The organism is Streptomyces sp. NBC_00989 (assembly GCF_045162655.1).
Lineage (GTDB): Bacteria > Actinomycetota > Actinomycetes > Streptomycetales > Streptomycetaceae > Streptomyces.
Map to the genome: position 1 here is coordinate 9717680 of NZ_CP108728.1, position 16382 is coordinate 9734061.

At 68.1% G+C, this 16382-nt stretch carries 10 protein-coding genes; 6 read left to right on the forward strand and 4 right to left on the reverse strand.

The annotated features are described in order from the left end of the window. Positions 1-299 precede the first annotated feature (299 nt). On the reverse strand, positions 300-560 hold the full coding sequence (locus tag OG714_RS43680) for a hypothetical protein (RefSeq protein WP_406129523.1): 261 nt from the start codon (positions 558-560) through the stop codon (positions 300-302). Further along, positions 527-3889 carry an RHS repeat-associated core domain-containing protein gene (locus OG714_RS43685; protein WP_406129525.1) on the reverse strand — a complete coding sequence of 1121 codons (3363 nt, stop codon included), beginning with the start codon at positions 3887-3889 and terminating at the stop codon, positions 527-529. Before OG714_RS43685 ends, OG714_RS43680 begins: the two co-directional genes overlap by 34 nt. Before the next feature lie 421 nt (positions 3890-4310). Here OG714_RS43685 and OG714_RS43690 point away from each other — a divergent pair, with 421 nt between their 5' ends. After that, positions 4311-5555, forward strand: coding sequence for an IS110 family transposase (locus OG714_RS43690; protein ID WP_405969036.1), 1245 nt, complete (start codon positions 4311-4313; stop codon positions 5553-5555). A gap of 77 nt (positions 5556-5632) precedes the next feature. On the opposite strand, the gene OG714_RS43695 is transcribed toward OG714_RS43690, so the two are convergent. Further along, complete coding sequence (locus OG714_RS43695) at positions 5633-8356, reverse strand: DNRLRE domain-containing protein (protein ID WP_406129527.1); 2724 nt, start codon at positions 8354-8356, stop codon at positions 5633-5635. A gap of 1082 nt (positions 8357-9438) precedes the next feature. Continuing rightward, positions 9439-9597, reverse strand: coding sequence for a twin-arginine translocase TatA/TatE family subunit (locus tag OG714_RS43700; RefSeq protein WP_406129529.1), 159 nt, complete (start codon positions 9595-9597; stop codon positions 9439-9441). Between the two features lie 164 nt (positions 9598-9761). On the opposite strand from OG714_RS43700, the gene OG714_RS43705 reads away from it, so the two are divergent. From OG714_RS43705 to OG714_RS43725, 5 genes are all read left to right on the forward strand, one after another. Then, entirely contained in the window at positions 9762-10727 is a 966-nt protein-coding gene (locus OG714_RS43705) for an ion transporter (protein WP_406129530.1), read from the forward strand. A 73-nt stretch (positions 10728-10800) separates the two neighbouring features. After that, positions 10801-12510, forward strand: a complete 1710-nt coding sequence (locus OG714_RS43710) for an LCP family protein (protein WP_406129532.1) — start codon at positions 10801-10803, stop codon at positions 12508-12510. 49 nt (positions 12511-12559) lie between these two features. Beyond that, positions 12560-13177, forward strand: coding sequence for a TetR/AcrR family transcriptional regulator (locus OG714_RS43715; protein WP_406129534.1), 618 nt, complete (start codon positions 12560-12562; stop codon positions 13175-13177). A 40-nt stretch (positions 13178-13217) separates the two neighbouring features. Further along, positions 13218-14429, forward strand: a complete 1212-nt coding sequence (locus tag OG714_RS43720; protein WP_406129535.1) for an acyltransferase — start codon at positions 13218-13220, stop codon at positions 14427-14429. A 220-nt stretch (positions 14430-14649) separates the two neighbouring features. Further along, positions 14650-16224, forward strand: coding sequence for an IS4 family transposase (locus OG714_RS43725; RefSeq protein WP_406132148.1), 1575 nt, complete (start codon positions 14650-14652; stop codon positions 16222-16224). Positions 16225-16382 lie beyond the last annotated feature (158 nt).

Here is a 16382-nt window from a genome sequence, read left to right on the forward strand (position 1 = left end):
GCCAGCGCGGTTTGCCAACTCAGGACAACGCTGGCCGGGCTCGTGGCGGTGGCGCATCTCGCGGGCCAGCCGGGGCAGCGGGCGTAGGTGGTCTTGGCGGTAACGTCGTCCCAAGCTCGACCACTCGTGGAACGCCCTCTTGCGGACTGCCAGTTTCAGCACATCGGGTCATGGCCCCATCCGCTACTGATCACCAGCGCCGAAGCTCTGACGGTCAGTGATCTCTGTGAAGCAGCCGGAGTTCCCACTCGGCACGGTGCGGGGGCTCGGTTCCGGCCCCCGCACCGTGCCGCCGGTTGTCAGATCGGCAGGTTGTGCTTCCTCCTCCGGCGCCGCTCGCTGAGCGCAGTGAGCGTGGCGAGGGCTGAGAAGGGGATGAACGAGATCAGTATCTCGCTCGGGCTGAGGCCGCCTTGCAGGACAACGAACGCGAGGGTCACCGCCGTGCCAGCCAGCAGGCCGACGAGCACAGGATGGCGTGCGGACCAGCGATTTGCTCTGTCACGTCGTGAGGAAACGACCATGGTCACCACCGGTTCCATCTGCTGTATCGGCTCCATCCAGTTCTGAATCCGTTCCGGTAGGCGCGCCTGATCGTGCTCAAGCCATAGCGGCGGTAGCGCGAGGCGGGTCGGCCGAAGTAGTGGCTGTAGCGCCCAGCTCCGTGACCGAGTCCTCCCCAGACCGCCCCCCGCCACGCGGTGGCATAGTAGCCTCCCCCGTGCCGTTTCCGCCGAGGGGTTGAGACCCGATACGACACCATGTTGCCGATCGCTCCTCCCGCGATAGAGCAGGCAACAGTTCCCCAGCCGGCCGTGAGTGCGGAGCAGCCTGCCGCGAACCCGAGGCCGACGATCTCACCGCTGTGTCTTCTCCAGAAGCCCTTGGCCCACTTGCGGAATCCCCACTTGCCGTCGAGGTCGTAGCGGTTGAGTGGGTCGCCGTTGCAGTACTCGTAGGCGTTGGCGTTGCCGCCGGGCACAGGGTCGACGGACAGGAAGCGTCCGGTGGTGGGGTCGTAGAGGCGGACTCCCATGAGGGTGGCGCCGGTGACCGTCTCACTGGAGCGTTGCTTGCCGCCGAGCCAGCTGTAGCGGGCGGCGGTGGCGTCGCCTTCCGGGTTGCCGTACTCGTCATAGGCGAGTGCGGCCGTGGCCTGGGAGGTGTCGAGCGGGAGTTGGACCGTCACATCGCCATGGATGTCGGTCAGTTGGAGGATGGTGCCGGTGGTGCCGGTGGTGGTGGCATCCAGGTTTCCGCTGAGGCCCTGGACGTTGCGGGTGAGGGTGGTGCTGGTCTCCTGGATCCAGTCCGGGCTGTCGCCGTCGGAGCCGTAGTGGTTGGTCTTCGTTGCGGTCTGGGCCCAGGTGCCGCTGCTGTTGGATTCGGTGGTCCAGGCTGCGAGCCGGCTGGCCGCGTCCAGGGTCCAGGTCTGCCGACTGGTGCGGGAGGTCTGCTGGCGGACGAGGTCGTTGGCGTAGTAGCCGATCGTCGCTCCGGACGCCTGGGTCGTGGTGCGGCCGAAGGCGTCGTAGACCGTGCCCGTGGTGGTCAGCCGGTCCGCGCTGTCGTAGGAGTACGACGTGCTCGTGGCACCGGTGGAGGTGCAGGCCGCGCCCACGTCGCTGATCGAGGTGGCCAGGCCAGTGCGGTTGGTGTTGTTGTCGAAGGTGTAGTCGCGGCGGGTGCAGGCTCCGTCCGGGTCGGTGTCGTCGGCCCTGGCGAGGCGGCCGGCTGCGTCGTAGGTGTAGTTGCGCGCCCGGGTTTGGCCGGCGGTGTCGGTGTCGGCCACGACCTGGCCCTGGACGCTCTCGTCTGTACTGTCCGAGGCGACGACTGTGCCGTCGCTGTCTTGGGTGTAGACCCGGGAGATCTCGGCGCCGGTCTCGTCCTGGCCGATGGTCAGGGTGTAGCCGCCGGGCAGGGACTCGGTGGCGAGGTCGCCGTCCGCGTCGTAGGTTGCGGCGAAGGTCCCGGCGACGGAGTCGGTGCGGGAGGTCTCCACACCACGCGGGTCCTTGGCGCTGTCGTACGTGTAGGTGGTCGTCGAAGGCGCGGAGTCGGTGGTCTTCACCACGCGCCCGAGCGCGTCGTACTGCGTGGCCGCAGTGTTGCCGGCGCCGTCGTTGTAGGAGATCTCCCGTCCGAGCTGGTCGTAGGTGTGGGTGATGGTCTGGCCGTTCGCGGTGACCGTGGCTACATCACCGCTGTCGGCGTCGTAGGTCATGGACGTGTCCGGCACCGCGGTGCCCACCCCGCCGCTGACAGCGGTCAACTTCAACCGGCCCGCGGTGTCGTAGGTGATGGCCGTGGTTCGAGTGACAGAGTTCGCGGTCTCGGTGACCTTGGCGGTGTTGCCCCACCGGTCGTACTCGATGGTCTTGGTGGGCAGTTGGGTCGGGTTGGATCCGCCGCCGGTGATGTCGGAGGCCGGGCCGGTGGAGCAGACCAGGTCGGCCCACTCCGGCTTGCCGTTGCACGCGCCGGTTCCGGTGGCCGAGTAGTAGACGGTCACCGTGGCGCCCGCGTCCGAGCCGGACGACTTGGGCAGGGTGGTCTTGGTGACCCGGCCCTGCGAGTCGTACGACGTCGTGGTCTTCAGCGCCAGACCGGACGGGTCGGTGGTGCTGGCCGTGGGCAGGCCCTTGACCCAGTCGTATTCCGTCTTCGTGGTGCGCACGTCTCCGTCGGACGGATAGCCGTCCACGTACGCTCCCACCTTGGTGGTGGTGACCTGGTTGGTGACAGTGGCCGTGCCGTCGGTCGGGCGGCCCTCGTCATAGGTGTTGACCGTGTGCTGCCGGGCCGGCCACGCGGTTCCCGCGGCCAGGTCCGTGCCGCCGGAGCCGGCCGCAAGCGCCGAGGTGAGGGTCACCTGGTGCAGCGGGCTGTATTCGTCGGTCTCGCGCAGTCCGTCGGAGGAGTACACCGAGCGGGTGGACAACAAGTCGGCGCGGTCGGCCGAGGTCATCTGGTCGATGCTCAGCGCCACCTGCTCGGCCAGTCCGTCACCGCTGGTGGCCAGCGCCAATTCGCGGTTGCCGGCGGTCAGTTCACGCACCGTGTTGCCGAACTGGTCATACTCGGTGGCGGTGATGTGCCCGCCGGGCGTGGCGGTGTTGACCTCCCGTCCGGAGGCGTCGGTGTAGGTGACGGTTGCCCGCTCGTAGTCGGACGCGGCCAAGGCGCTGCCCGTGTTCGACGTCGGTACGGAGTCCGCCGGGAAGACGGCGGTCGCATCGGTCGGGACGTCGTCCTGGCCCCAGGTGGCCACGTCAGAGGTGCCCATGGCGTTGGGCGCCTTCGAACCCGTCAAGGGCACGTCGTAGACCACGCTGGTGGTTGCGGTCGTGCCGTCGGTGGTGCTCTTGGTACCTGCCGTCAGGTTCGGCCGGGAGGCCGACAGCAGCATCCCGGAACCCGCTGTGGCGGCGTTGCCCGCCGTGCCGTAGGCGAACGTCCAGGGAAGTTCACCGGGCGGGATGAGGGTGGTGACGCGTCCGGCACTGTCGTAGCTGTAGGCGGTCTTCAGCCCGGTCCGCGGGTCCCACTGTTCGCGCAGGCGGCCGGAGGTGTCGTAGGAGTACTGCGACACGACCGTAGCAGTCGCCGTGGAGGCGCCCGGGTCGGTGGCCCACTCCTTGATCTGTGCGACCTGCCCGGTGTAGTTGCCCAGCGCGCTGGACGTGGCGGAGGTGGAGGTCGCGTAGACGAACTCCAGCATCCGGCAGCCCTTCGTGGACGGCGCGCCCTCACAGTCCGAGGCCGAGGCCGCCGAAGTGGGGGCGATCACATACTTCGGCCGGGCGAGGATGGTGGTGCCGGAAGTGACCTTCTCCGGGACCACCTTGGTGATGGAGTTGTCGGTCGGCAGGAAGGTACTGGACACCTGCCACGTCGTCGCCGCCGAATCCACCTTCGCGAACGTGGTGGTGGTGCCCTCGTCGTCCTTCAGGGTGAAGGACGAGACCTGGGCCAGGTCATTTGTGGCGATGCCGGAGCTCTTCTTACTGGTCAGCGACTCAGCGCACCTTCGGTGCGCGCCGGGGGCGTGGTAAATCCCGTGGCGCGCTGGAGGTGCTTCTGTCTGCCCTGACGGCGCTGGTATCGGTCCGGGACGCTGGCAGAGTTCGTTCCGGCCGAAACCGATGCTTCTGTGATGCCGGTGAGCTCGCAGGTCAGCGTGGTGCTGGGGGCCGACCACGGGAACCGTGGAGTGTTGCTGTGAGCACGTGCGTCAGAATTCCTGATTCGCCCTGGCCCTCCCGGAACGGCGTAACCGGCCGTCCGGCGAGGGAGGGGGCAAGACCGTGGACGTGCTGCACGAACGCTGTGCCGGCCTCGACATCAGCAAGAAGGACGCCAAAGCGTGCGTCCGCACCCCGAGTTCGAAGCGGCGGGGGTCCTTCACGACCGAGACCACGACGTGGGGATCGACGACGAACGCGGTCCTGGAACTGCGGGACCATCTGCTCGCCGCACGGGTCACGCTGGTGGTGATCGAGGCGACCTCGGACTACTGGAAACCGTTCTACTACGTGCTGACCGAGGGCCTGAACGTGATCCTGGTCAACGCCCGGCAGGTCAAGAACCTGCCAGGCCGCAAGACCGACGTTTCCGACGCCGCCTGGCTGGCCCAGCTCGGCGCCCACGGACTGGTCCGCCCCTCCTTCGTGCCACCCCAACCGGTGCGCGAACTACGGGACCTGACCCGGGCCCGCACCCAGATGACCCGCGAGCGCGGACAGATCGTGCAGCGCCTGGAGAAACTGCTGGAGGACACCGGGATCAAACTGTCCGCGGTCGCCTCCGACATCATGGGCGTCTCCGGCCGCGCCATGCTGGAGGCGTTGACCTCCGGGGAACGCGACCCGCAGGTCCTCGCCCAGCTGGCCAGGCGCAAGCTCCGCAACAAGATCCCCGAGCTCACCGAGGCCCTGACCGGGCGCTTCCGCGCCCACCACGCGTTCCTGACCCGGCTGCACCTGGACCACTACGACCAGCTCACCGACGCGATCCGGCAGCTGGACCAGCGGATCGAGGAGGCGATGGCCCCCTTTCGTCCCGCACTCGACCTCCTGGACACCGTCCCCGGGATCAACCGGGCCGTCGCCGAGGTGATCATCGCGGAGACCGGCAGCGACATGAGCCGGTTCGCCTCCGCCAAGCACCTCGCCTCCTGGGCCGGGGTCTGCCCCGGCCACCACGAGTCCGCCGGCCGCACCAAGAACACCAGGGTCCGGCCCGGCAACCCGTATCTCAAAGGCGCCCTCGGCCTCGCCGCGTTCGGCGCCGTGAGGACCAAGGACACCTACCTGCAGGCCCGGTACAAACGCCTGACCGCCCGCCGCGGTCCGCTCCGGGCCCTGGTCGCCGTCGAGCACTCGATCATCACCGCAATCTGGCACATGCTCACCGACAACGTCCCCTACTGCGAACTCGGCGGCACCTACTTCGCCCGGCGCGACCCCGAACGCGCCACCCACCGCGCGATCAACGCGCTCAACCAGCTCGGCTACACCGTCACCCTCAACCCGCTGGAAGGCACAGCCTGACCGACCCGAGCCACGGCACCCGGCGCCACCACGGCCACCGGGCACCCAGCCCTGCCTACACCCACCCTGACCTGCTGCTATTTACGCGTCAGAGTCATGTCCTCGGAGCCGGGCTCGGACTTCCAGCCGCTGGAGCTGGTGGCGGTGAACCCGGTCTCGTCGCCATCCACGTCCACCAGGGCCACCGAGGCGGATGAGGTCTTACGGATGTCCACCCAGTCGGAGTCGGTGATCTCCGCTACCGTGCCGGAGGTCCACTGGGGGCCGAAGATCGCTACCTGGCCCTCGGCATCCGACCCGGCGGTCGGACGGCGCGAGGACGCGGTACGCGACACCGACAGGCCGAAACCGGAGACGTCCGTGCCGGACAGGGTGAAGTCACCGGTCAGCGCGTTCACCGAGCCGGGGCCGACGCTCGCGCTCGGCGCGGTGCCGGCGTTGCGGTCCACCGTGATGGTGTGCGGCTGGGAGTAGGCCGTCGTCGTACCGTCAGTGAAGGCGGCCCGGATGTCGAGGGAACCATCCTGCGACAGGGAGTTGGTGACACTCCACGTCAGCGCCGCGGGCGAGCCGCCCGACAACACGACCGGCCAGGCCGAAATCGCCGAACCGTCCGAGGACTTGGTGACATCCGCGACCGGGACGCTGGTCCACGAGTCGGTCTCGCCACGCCGGTACTGGTAGGTCACACCGGTGTACGTGCTCTTGCCCGTCGAGGTCAGGCTGACCCGGCGGGCGGCGCTGTCGCCCGCGCCCGGGGTGAGCAGGCCCGCGCCGTCGCCGACACCGAACGCGTAGGTGGTGGTGGCCGTGGACAGGTTGCCGCCGGAGTCGACGGTCTTGGCGTACAGCTTGTGCCAGTCCTCACCCGGCTTGATCGTGATCGTCAGCGGGTCGCCGCCGTTGCCGTCGGCGGTGTCGTAGACCCGGTTCGGCACCGAGGAGTCGTCCAGGCCCCAGTAGAAGCCCATGCCGTCGGTCGAGGACGTGTCCAGGGTGCAGGTCGCGCCCGCCTCAGCCTTGACCGTCCAGGTGTCGGCCGTGTACGGGTCGCAGGAGATGGTCGGAGCGGCGGGCTTGGCGACGTTCGGCACGAAGTAGATGTACGAGGACCAGGCCCCGTAGTCCGTGCCGTCGTAGCCGCGCACCCGCATCCGCAGGTGCGCGCCGGCCAGCTGGCTCGCACTCGGAATGGTCAGCTTCGCGGTGCCGCCGGAGGCCACCGAGGCCGAGGTGCCGGTGTAGGAGTACGAGGTCTCACCGCTGTACGACGGGTCGTTCGTGATCTCGAACTGGCCCTTGACCGTGGAGCCGTCCGCGTCCGTCACCTTCGCCGACACCGTCGGCGTGTACGTCGTCACGTACCGCTTGCCGCTGTAGGCGTTGACCGAACTCGGCGAGATCGCCAGCGAACTCGTGGTCGCGTACGAGTTGTAGGTCACGACCAGCTTCGGCGCGTAGCCCGAGGTCGTGTAGTTCGCGGAACGGAAGCGCCGCCACGTAGTGGAGTCACTCTCACTGTCGGCGCGTACCTGGAGGCCGTAGTTGGTCGAGCCGTCCGCCCACGCCTGCGTGATCGTCTGGAGGTTCCAGTTCGACCAAGCCGCCGCGCAGCCGGTGTAGCCCCAGTGGCCGGTGTTGGAGGCCATGCCCGTGGTGGTGGTCGACGGCTGCGCGCCCCAGGTGATCGACGACGAGGACCAAGTGGAGGTGATCCGCTTCGCCACGGTGGCGGCTCCGGAGGTGGAGCAGGTCGCCGAGTAGTAGTTGTACAGCGACATGGTGGCCGCGGTGATGTGCTTGCCGGCGAACTTCGACACATCGAACTTCAGGTACGACCGTGCCGTGTCCGTGCCGCCGTCGTAGGTACCCGACTTCAACTCCTGCGAGGAGACCTGCGAGTCGGTGTAGTCCGGGTTCTGCACCCAGGTGTCCGTGGTCACCGCGAGCGTCGAGGTCGGGTCGACCGTCACCGGGTACGTCGCGGTGGCCAGAAAGTCCTCGTCCGGGGTCAGGACGAGGGTCTGCGCGCCGTCCGGCGCGGTCTCGATTTTCGTGGAGACCTGCTCCCGGTGCGCGGACTCACCCGACGCCTCGTCCTTCGAGGCGTCCCACATCATCGGAGCCGGCGCCTCAGCGACCAGGTCACCGTCGCTGTTCTTCAGCAGCAGGTGACCGGAGTCGGCCTGGGACAGCTTCAGCCCGTCCAGGTTGAGCGGGATCCGGTACGACACGGCATCATCGTCGGGCTGCTGAGTGAGCTTCAGGTTCTCGGAGAAGCCCTGGGCGAGCGCGGTGACGGACAGGGTCTGACCGCTGCCGAGATCGTAGGAGGCGGTGCTGTCCTTGACGGTCGGGGTCGGGAGCTTGTCCGCCCAGCCCAGCCCGAAGGACTCGCTGCCCTTGGCCACCGACGCCAGTTGCGTGTCTCCACCGTCGGAGACGGCGACGTCAGCCGCCGCCACAGCCGGGGTGAGATCCGCGCCGGTGTCGGACAGCGAGGTGTCGATGTCCTTCCAGACACCGTCCTGCTTCACCCGCACCGGACCCGCGTACGCCTCCGTCTCCAGCTCCCCACTGGGCAACGCGTACGTCGTGGAATCCGTCGTCCGGGCCGACAGGACCTCAATCTTGCGGTCCTGCAGACGAGCCATCAACACCGCTGACGCCTCGTCCTGCGCCTCCGCGGGCCCTGACGCCTTACTCGTGTCAGACGATGCGGAAACGGATGACGTGGTGGTCAGGCTTTCGGCGAACGCGAGCCCGCTGTCCTCGGCCACCAGGGCAGTCTCGGCGGCCATGACCATCACCACACCGATGGCGATCTGCCGCAACCGTCGGGACTGGCGTATCCGACCTATTCGCGATCTGCCATGGGCCACGGGTCTGTGACGCACGATCAGCTCCCTCCCTTGAAACTCCGCGACACGCGGAGCTAACAGAAACGAGCCGATCTTCACAAAGGGCAACACCCGGCAGCCGCCCGACCAATCGGGAAGTGCAAATTAAACCCAAGAGAAACCCGGAAACAGGTAAAATGATTGCGGTCTCCGGCTATCTAAAAGATCTTCATTGTTCGCTTTGTGCGCTTCGCGACTATTAGGGATTCCGTAAGTGCCAGGTAAGAGGAGTCCGTGGGGATGCTCAAAACTTTTCCAAGAAGTGAAGGAAAAAGTGGATCAACTATGAAGAATCCGGCGAGGCCCTGCTGGCGGATGCCCCGTGTTCGGCTGCGTGCTGGCACACCTGCACTGATCGCCCCCACCCTCGGCCGTCACGGGCGCCGAGTTGACCCGGCCATGACCGGGCGACGGCCATGATCTTCTCGTCGAGACCGGCCAATTGGAACGGCGGAACGAGCCAGGCGTTGCCTCCGTGGCAACACGTGCTGTGGTTTCCTGAGTTCGGGGTCGAGCGGGTTGGGGATTGCGGTCCCGTCGTGGGCGGCGGGCCGTCAGGTCCGTCAGGGCCAGTGATTCATGGCTTCGGGGCTGGCGGGGCGAGTCCCGTAGTCATGCGCCTGGAGCGGTGCAATGTCCGCCAGCCCAGGGTGCGTTCGCTGGCTCGCCGCCTGTACCCGCTCTGCCCCAAAGGGGTGGGACCGGCTTCGGTTGCCACATCACCGCCATCGACCACGACGCCCGGCTGGGCTCGATGGGTACGTCGTCCAATGTCCGCCGGGCCCGGCGGGTTCAGAATTCTGCCCTGACGCTGGACAGCCGAGCGGAGATTGGGCTGGCCCATGGATAGGTGTCGCCTTACCCATGACCAGGAAACGCGCCGCTCGCGAGCCGTGCTCGACCTCGTGAGCCGCAGAATCCACTCTGAAATGGCGACGTGCCGAGCCCGTGACCAGGTGCGATGGGCGGGAGTAAATGGTCTGTCAGCGCTCCTGGGAGTCCTGTTCCTTGAGCGCCCTGGCCTCGCTCTTGAAGATCCGGGTCGCCTTGCCCGCCGAACGCGTCAGCTCCGGCAGCTTCTTGATCCCCAGGACGACCACAACGACGAGGAGGATCACGGCCAGTTCGCTCAAGCCGAACATCAGGTCTGCTTTCTCCCGGGGGCGGGGCCGCTACGGCGTACCGGCCACACGCTTCAATCTACAGTGCTGTAGAAGTCTCTCCTGAGGTGTGATCTCTCAACAACCCCGCCTTCCAGTCCGGTTGGCCGGGTCGAGAGCCTGCGCGAAGGAGCGGAGACAGCAGGATGCCGGACCAACACGACCACGCAACCGAGACGGCACCGCGATCAGCCCGTCAGGAGCTGGCGCGCCGCTGCCAGTCCGTCACCGAGGCCCGCTGGTTCGCCCTCACCGTCTTCGCCGTCATCGTCGCCAACGCCGCTCTGCTGGGCATCGAGACGTACCCGGGTCTGGTCGCCGAATGGCGTCACTGGTTATGGCTCGCCGAGCACGCCTGCCTGGCCGCGTTCACCGTCGAGATCCTGCTCCGCCTGGCCGCCCACGCCGACCGCCCACGGGACTTCGTCAAGGACCCCTGGAACCTCTTCGACCTTGCCGTCGTCCTGTGTGCCTTCCTGCCCGTCGTGCGCGAGAACACTACGGTGCTACGGCTGTTGCGCCTGGCCCGCGTCCTGCGTACCGCCCGCTTCCTGCCGCAGCTGCGGGTGGTGCTGGTCGCCGTTGCCCGTAGCCTGCCCGGCACACTGAGCTTCCTGCTCGTCGGCGGGCTGGTGTTGTACGTCTACGCGATGGTCGGCTGGGTCTTCTTCGGCCGCCACGATCCCGAGCACTACGGCTCCATCGGCCGCGCGGTCCTCACCCTGTTCCTGCTGATGACCCTGGACGGCATCGGCGACGCCGTCCACGCCGGCCTGGAGATCTCGCGCTGGAGCCTGCTCTACTACGCCTCGTACGTGCTGCTGGCCTCCTTCGTCCTGGTCAACGTCCTGATCGGCGTGGTCCTCACATCCCTGGACGATGCCCGTGCAACGGAGCGGGACGAGCCGCAGCAGCAGGATGTGACGGCGTCGGAGGACGAGGGCAGCCGACTGCTGCTGGAACGCATTGCCGCGGCCCGCCGGGCACTGGACGACCTCGAACAGGACCTCATTCAGTCCGCGGTGCGGACCGCGGATGTGGGAGAGGTCACCGGCGGGAACGGCGACAGTTGCTATATTGCGCAATCATCCAGCCCGAGGGGTACGCCCTGACGTACGGGTTGGCTCTCTGCCGTCTCAACGTCGCGCCGGCGGTTGGTGTCGGCGACAGCGTAGGGAGTGGTGGATGAGTGACCCGTGGGGCGAGACATCCGGCCGTGCAGCCACGCGGGATCGCTCCACCGTGCTCCACCAACGCAGAGCGGACGGGGCATCGGCCCACCGACCGCCGGGCGGAAGGGCTGCCGCCCGCCAAGCCGCACGACCCAAGGGGCGCCAGTCCGGCCGACGGGCGAAACCCGTAGCCCGGCGCAAACGGCTGGCCCGCATAGCCCTGATCACCGCGTCGGCGCTGATCCTGGTCACCGCAGGGGCCGGAGCCTGGCTGTGGCAGCACCTGAACGGCAACATCAAGAGTGTCGCGATCGACGACGGCGCCGGTGGCAAGGAGAAGGCGGATGCCTTCGGCCGTACCCCGATCAACCTCCTGGTGATCGGCTCGGACGGCCGGAACAACGCGGCCGACTGCAAACTGGGCGGCGGCTGCGGCTCAGGGACTTCGACCGTCGGCCACAACGCGGACGTAGAGATGGTGGTGCACGTCTCCGCCGACCGCTCCAACGCCACCGTGATGAGCGTGCCGCGCGACACGATGACCCAGGTGCCCGCCTGCAAGGCCCCGGACAGCAGCCAGGCGACGGCCGGTTACTACGGCCAGATCAACAGCGCGCTCCAGTACGGCCCGGCGTGCCAGGTGACGACCGTGCACCAGCTCACCGGCATCACCATCGACCACTTCGTGATGCTCGACTTCGCCGGTGTGGTGAAGATGTCCGACGCGGTCGGCGGCGTCTCGGTCTGCGTCAGCGACAACGTCTACGACACCTACTCGCACCTGAAGCTCGCCAAGGGCACCCACACCCTCAAGGGCACCGCCGCGCTGGAGTTCGTCCGCTCCCGGCACGGCTTCGGCGACGGCAGCGACCTCGGCCGTACCGTGTCCCAGCACCTGTTCCTCAGCGCGATGATCCGCAAGTTCAAGAGCGCGGGCACGCTGGCCAACCCCGCCAAGGTGTACTCCCTGGCCGACGCCGCCACCAAGGCCCTGACCGTCGACACCGGACTGGGCAGCGTCGGCAAGCTCGTGGACCTGGCGACCGACCTGGACAAGGTCCCGTCCAAGCGGATGACCTTCACCACCATGCAGACCGGCGCCGACCCGGCCAACGCCGACCGGGTCGTCCCGGCGGCCGGTGCCAAGTCCCTGTTCGCGGCCATCGCGGGCGACCAGTCCCTGAGTTCGGGCAGCGGCAAGAAGAAAGCATCCTCCTCGCCCTCCACGACCGCGCCCGCCACGGTGCCGGCCGCCGAGGTCGCCGTAAAGGTGGAAAACGGCACCACCATCGGCGGACGCGCCTCCGTGATCGCCAACGCCCTCATCACCAAGGGCTTCAGCCCCGGCACCAGCACCGGCAACGCACCCGAACAGGCGGCGACCACCAAACTCACCTACGGCCCCGGCGAGAGGGACGAGGCCCGGACGGTGGCCTCCGCCCTCGGCCTGTCCGCCGCACACCTCACCCAGAGCAGCGCGAGCGGCCTGGCCCTCGTCATCGGCGCCGACTGGCCCACCGGCACGACGCTCTCGAGCGGTTCCTCGTCCGCCGCCCCCGCCGACACCCACGCGGCCGTCTCCAACGCCAACGTCTCGACCGCCGACCAGTCCAAGACCTGCGCCAAGGTCAGCCAGTACAAGACCGTGTCATTGAATGGTGTGGCGATGACTCCGACCCAGGCTTATGCGGCGGCGAGCGGCAAGAAGGACTCCGCGTCCTGACGCACGAAGGCAGACCTGGCCTGGACACGCGGGCGGTTACGCTGCGGCCATGGTGCGGGCGGTGGCGAAGAGTGATCTGACCGGGCGGGCGCGGTTGCGTGAGGCGGCGCTGGAGTTGTTCGCCGAGCACGGGTTCGAGGCGACCTCGACCCGGGCGGTGGCTGCCGCGGCCGGGCTCTCGCCGGCGCTGGTGACCCGGCATTTCGGTTCCAAGCAGGGGCTGCGGGCCGCAGTGGACGAGTACGTCCTGGACCGCATCGGGGAGCAACTCCGTGCCCTGGACCCGGAGAAGGGCGTGATGGCCTCGCTCGGCGAGATCTCCGCCCGGGTCTTCGGTTCGGACCCGGTCCTGCGCGGCTACCTGCGACAGGTCCTGCTGGAGGACAGCGAGGCGAGCGCGGCCCTCTTCGGGCGGCTCCTGTCCGGTGCCCGCGCGGAGGTGGAGCGGCTGTCCGGGGTCTACGGCGAGCAGGGCACGGACGAGGAGTGGGCACCCTTCCAGATGCTGTGCCTGATGCTCGGCCCGCTCCTCCTGGAACGGGTGATGCAGCCCAACCTGGACGAGCCGATGTTCGCCCCCCAGGCGCTGGCCCGCCGCAGCGCGGCCAACCAGCAGCTCCTGCTGCGGGGTTACTACGGCCACCTGGAGGGAGCGGACGGGGGATAGCCCCAGTGTGACGTGTACATGTGTTTACAAAAATGAACACATGGATACTTCCTCGCTCTCCTCGTCGGCACAGGCCCAGGCGCCCGGCCGTCCCACACAGCGCCTCGACTGGCTCGACAACCTCCGTATCGCCCTGACCGTCCTGGTGGTCGTCCACCATGCCGCCCAGCCCTACGGCCCGTCGGACTGGTGGTACGTCGAAGGCCAGCCGCGGACCGGCGCCCTGGCCACGCTGTCCGCGGTCGACGGCGCGTTCTTCATGAGCCTGTTCTTCTTCGCCTCCGCGGTCTTCGTCCCCAGCTCCTACGACCGTCGCGGCGCACGGGCCTTCCTGAAAAGCAGGCTGATCCGGCTCGGTATCCCGGTCGTGGTCGGCGCGCTGACGATCGTGCCGGGCCTGCTGTACGCGTACTACACCCACTACCGCGGCTATCCGCCGATCTCCTTCCCCCGCTACTTCACGGACGTCTACCTGGGCCTGGGCGACAAACCCGCCGACTGGACCGGCCCGTCCTGGCCGCACCTGCAGTTCGCGCACCTGTGGTTCATCCAGAACCTGCTGGCGTACTGCGTGTTGTACGTGCTGTGCCGTCAGGCGGCCCGTCTCGTCAGGCGCCGCCCGGACCGCGTGCGCTTCGAACTCCCGGCTCCGGGTCACCGGTCCCTGCTCCTGCTCACTTCCGTGATGGCCGCGGCCACCTTCGTCGTGCGCGTGCGCTATCCGCTGGACACCTGGGTCCCGTTCCTGGACTTCCTCCAGGTCGAGCCCGCCCGACTCCCGCAGTACGCGACCTTCTTCGTCCTTGGTGTAGTGGCCCACCGTCAGGGTTGGCTCGAACGGTTCGATGCGCGCACCGGCTGGGTGTGGCTGACCGGCGGCCTGCTCGGAGTGGCGGCCCTCTTCGCCGCCGGGGCCGACGCACCGTGCTTCGGCCCCGGCGGACTCAACGCCCCCGCCGCACTGTGGGCGGCGTACGAAAGCGCTCTGTGCGTGTCCCTGTGCGTCGGCCTGCTCACGCTCTTCCGTGAAGCCGTCACCGGCGGCGGACGGATCTCCCGGGAACTGGCGGCCGACTCGTACGCCGTCTACATCGTCCATCTACCGCTCGTGGTGACGGTGCAGTACTACCTGTCGGGGCGCGGTCTGTCTGCGGCAGGCGCATGGACGGCGGTATCCGGCGTCGCTCTACCGGCCGCCTTCTTGCTTGCCGCCGGTTTGCGTCGGCTACCGGGTTTCCGGCGGGTTCTGTGACGCCGATCGTGTCGTGCGTGGGGTGACCATCGCGGGGGCCTGGGCCTTGACCCAAGGCCGGGTAGTTAACGCATTTGTGCTGGTGGCAAGCGGGTTGGCGGCGGCTTTCGCGCGGGAGGGAACGTGGGCAGCGGAGCCTCGTTGGAGCAGGTAGTCCGCCAAGACTTCTGCCACGTACGGAGCTCCGTTGCCTGTAGGTCATTGTGCCCTGACGCCTGGTCTGACGACCGTGTCCCGCGAGTTCACGGTGGCCGGAGGGCGGTTCGCTCCCGGTCACTTGGGCGAGCTGACGCAGGTGCTGCCGTTCGATGTCGTCGACGCCGTTCTGGAAGAGACGTTGACTGTGCAACGGCGACTACGGGACCTGCCCTTTCGGGTGGGCGTCTACTTTGTGCTCGCTATGTGCCTGTTCCCGGAGGTCGGCTACCGGTTGGTATGGCAGAAGCTGACCGCAGCGCTGGAGATCGCGTGGCCGTCCGCGAAGGCCCTGCGCGACCTGCGCCGCCGGGTCGGTGCCGCGCCGATGCGGCATCTTTTCGACGTCGTGGCCGGGCCGCTGGCTCGGCCGACGACGCGCGGTGTTCGCTTCGGGCCGTTTCGCACGGTCTCCTTCGACGGCTGCAGTTCTATCAAGGTCCCTGAGAGCGACAGGAATGTGGACTGGTTCGGACCGCAGAGCCGCGGTGGCTACCCGATGGTGGAGCTGATGACTCTCGTGGAGACCGGCACTCGCGCCCTGATCGGTGCGGTGTTCGGCCCCACCAGCGTCGGAGAGACCGACTATGCCCGTCGGCTGTTGCACCACCTCCGCCCCGACATGCTGGTCTTATGGGACAAGGGCTTCGACGCCAACGCCTTCCTGGCCAACGTTGCCGGCACCGGCGCCCAGTTCCTGGGCCGGATCCGCGCCAACCGGCGCACCCCGGTCCTGGCCTGCCTCGGCGACGGCTCCTACCTGTCCGTCCTGGGCACCCTCCCGGTTCGTATCGTCGAAGCAGAGATCATCGTGACCTGCAAGGACGGCACCTCGTTCACCGGCTTCTACCGGCTGGCCACCACCTTGACCGATGCCCGCCGCTACCCGGCCCCGACCCTGGTCGCCCTTTACCACCAGCGGTGGGAGCACGAGTCCGCATATTTCGCGCTGCGGAACACCCTCTGGCAGGGCCGGGTGCTGCGCTCGGGCGACCCTCTCGGCGTCGAGCAGGAGATGTGGGCCATGCTCACCCTCTACCAGGCCCTGCAGACGGTCATGGTGGAGGCCGCCGAGTCCCGTCCCGGTACCGACCCGGACCGCTGCGGCTTCACCATCGCCCTCCACACCGCCAGGGATCTGGTCGTCCAGGCCGCAGGCATCACCAGCGGTGCGACCGGAGTCGTCGGCCGGCGGATCCTGGCCGGGCTCCTGCCGCCCAGGCGGCCCCGCGTCAGCAACCGCAAGGTCAAGTCGCCGATCTCCCGCTACCACGACCGCAAAGACGACGGCCGCCCGGACACCAGCCGCACCGTCACCAGCCTGGCCATCTCCATCCTCGCGCCAGAGCCTGACCTGCCCGCCACCTCGCGCGACGACCGCCACACCCCACCGGACGACCGCCGCAGGAACCGCGTCCTTGACCTCCTCGACGCAGAACCCGACCGCCACTGGCACCCGCGAGACCTCGCCCGCCACCTCGGCGACGTCACCCTGGGCGCCATGCGCCGACAGCTCGACCGATGGGCCCGCCAAGGACTCATCAACAAAACCGGACCCGCCACCTACACCAGCCAGGACGCCCCATTGCCACCAGCATAAATGCGTTAACTACCCGGCCTTGGGCCAAGGCCCCGGAAGACCTACACCAACTTCCGGTTCTCCGAGACGTCGTCCTGGTGGACTACCTACCGGCGAACCTACGTCTACTCGTCGAAGATCTACTGGGGATACTGACCCCCGGTACATTCCAGGCCGCC

Bases quoted from the DNA above. Each gene is read 5' to 3' on its own strand.
- OG714_RS43700 (WP_406129529.1), bottom strand. From the start codon at position 9,597: ATGTTCGGCTTGAGCGAACTGGCCGTGATCCTCCTCGTCGTTGTGGTC.
- OG714_RS43705 (WP_406129530.1), top strand. From the start codon at position 9,762: ATGCCGGACCAACACGACCACGCAACCGAGACGGCACCGCGATCAGCC.
- OG714_RS43695 (WP_406129527.1), bottom strand. From the start codon at position 8,356: ATGGCCGCCGAGACTGCCCTGGTGGCCGAGGACAGCGGGCTCGCGTTC.
- OG714_RS43715 (WP_406129534.1), top strand. From the start codon at position 12,560: ATGGTGCGGGCGGTGGCGAAGAGTGATCTGACCGGGCGGGCGCGGTTG.
- OG714_RS43680 (WP_406129523.1), bottom strand. From the start codon at position 560: ATGGAGCCGATACAGCAGATGGAACCGGTGGTGACCATGGTCGTTTCC.
- OG714_RS43710 (WP_406129532.1), top strand. From the start codon at position 10,801: ATGAGTGACCCGTGGGGCGAGACATCCGGCCGTGCAGCCACGCGGGAT.
- OG714_RS43720 (WP_406129535.1), top strand. From the start codon at position 13,218: ATGGATACTTCCTCGCTCTCCTCGTCGGCACAGGCCCAGGCGCCCGGC.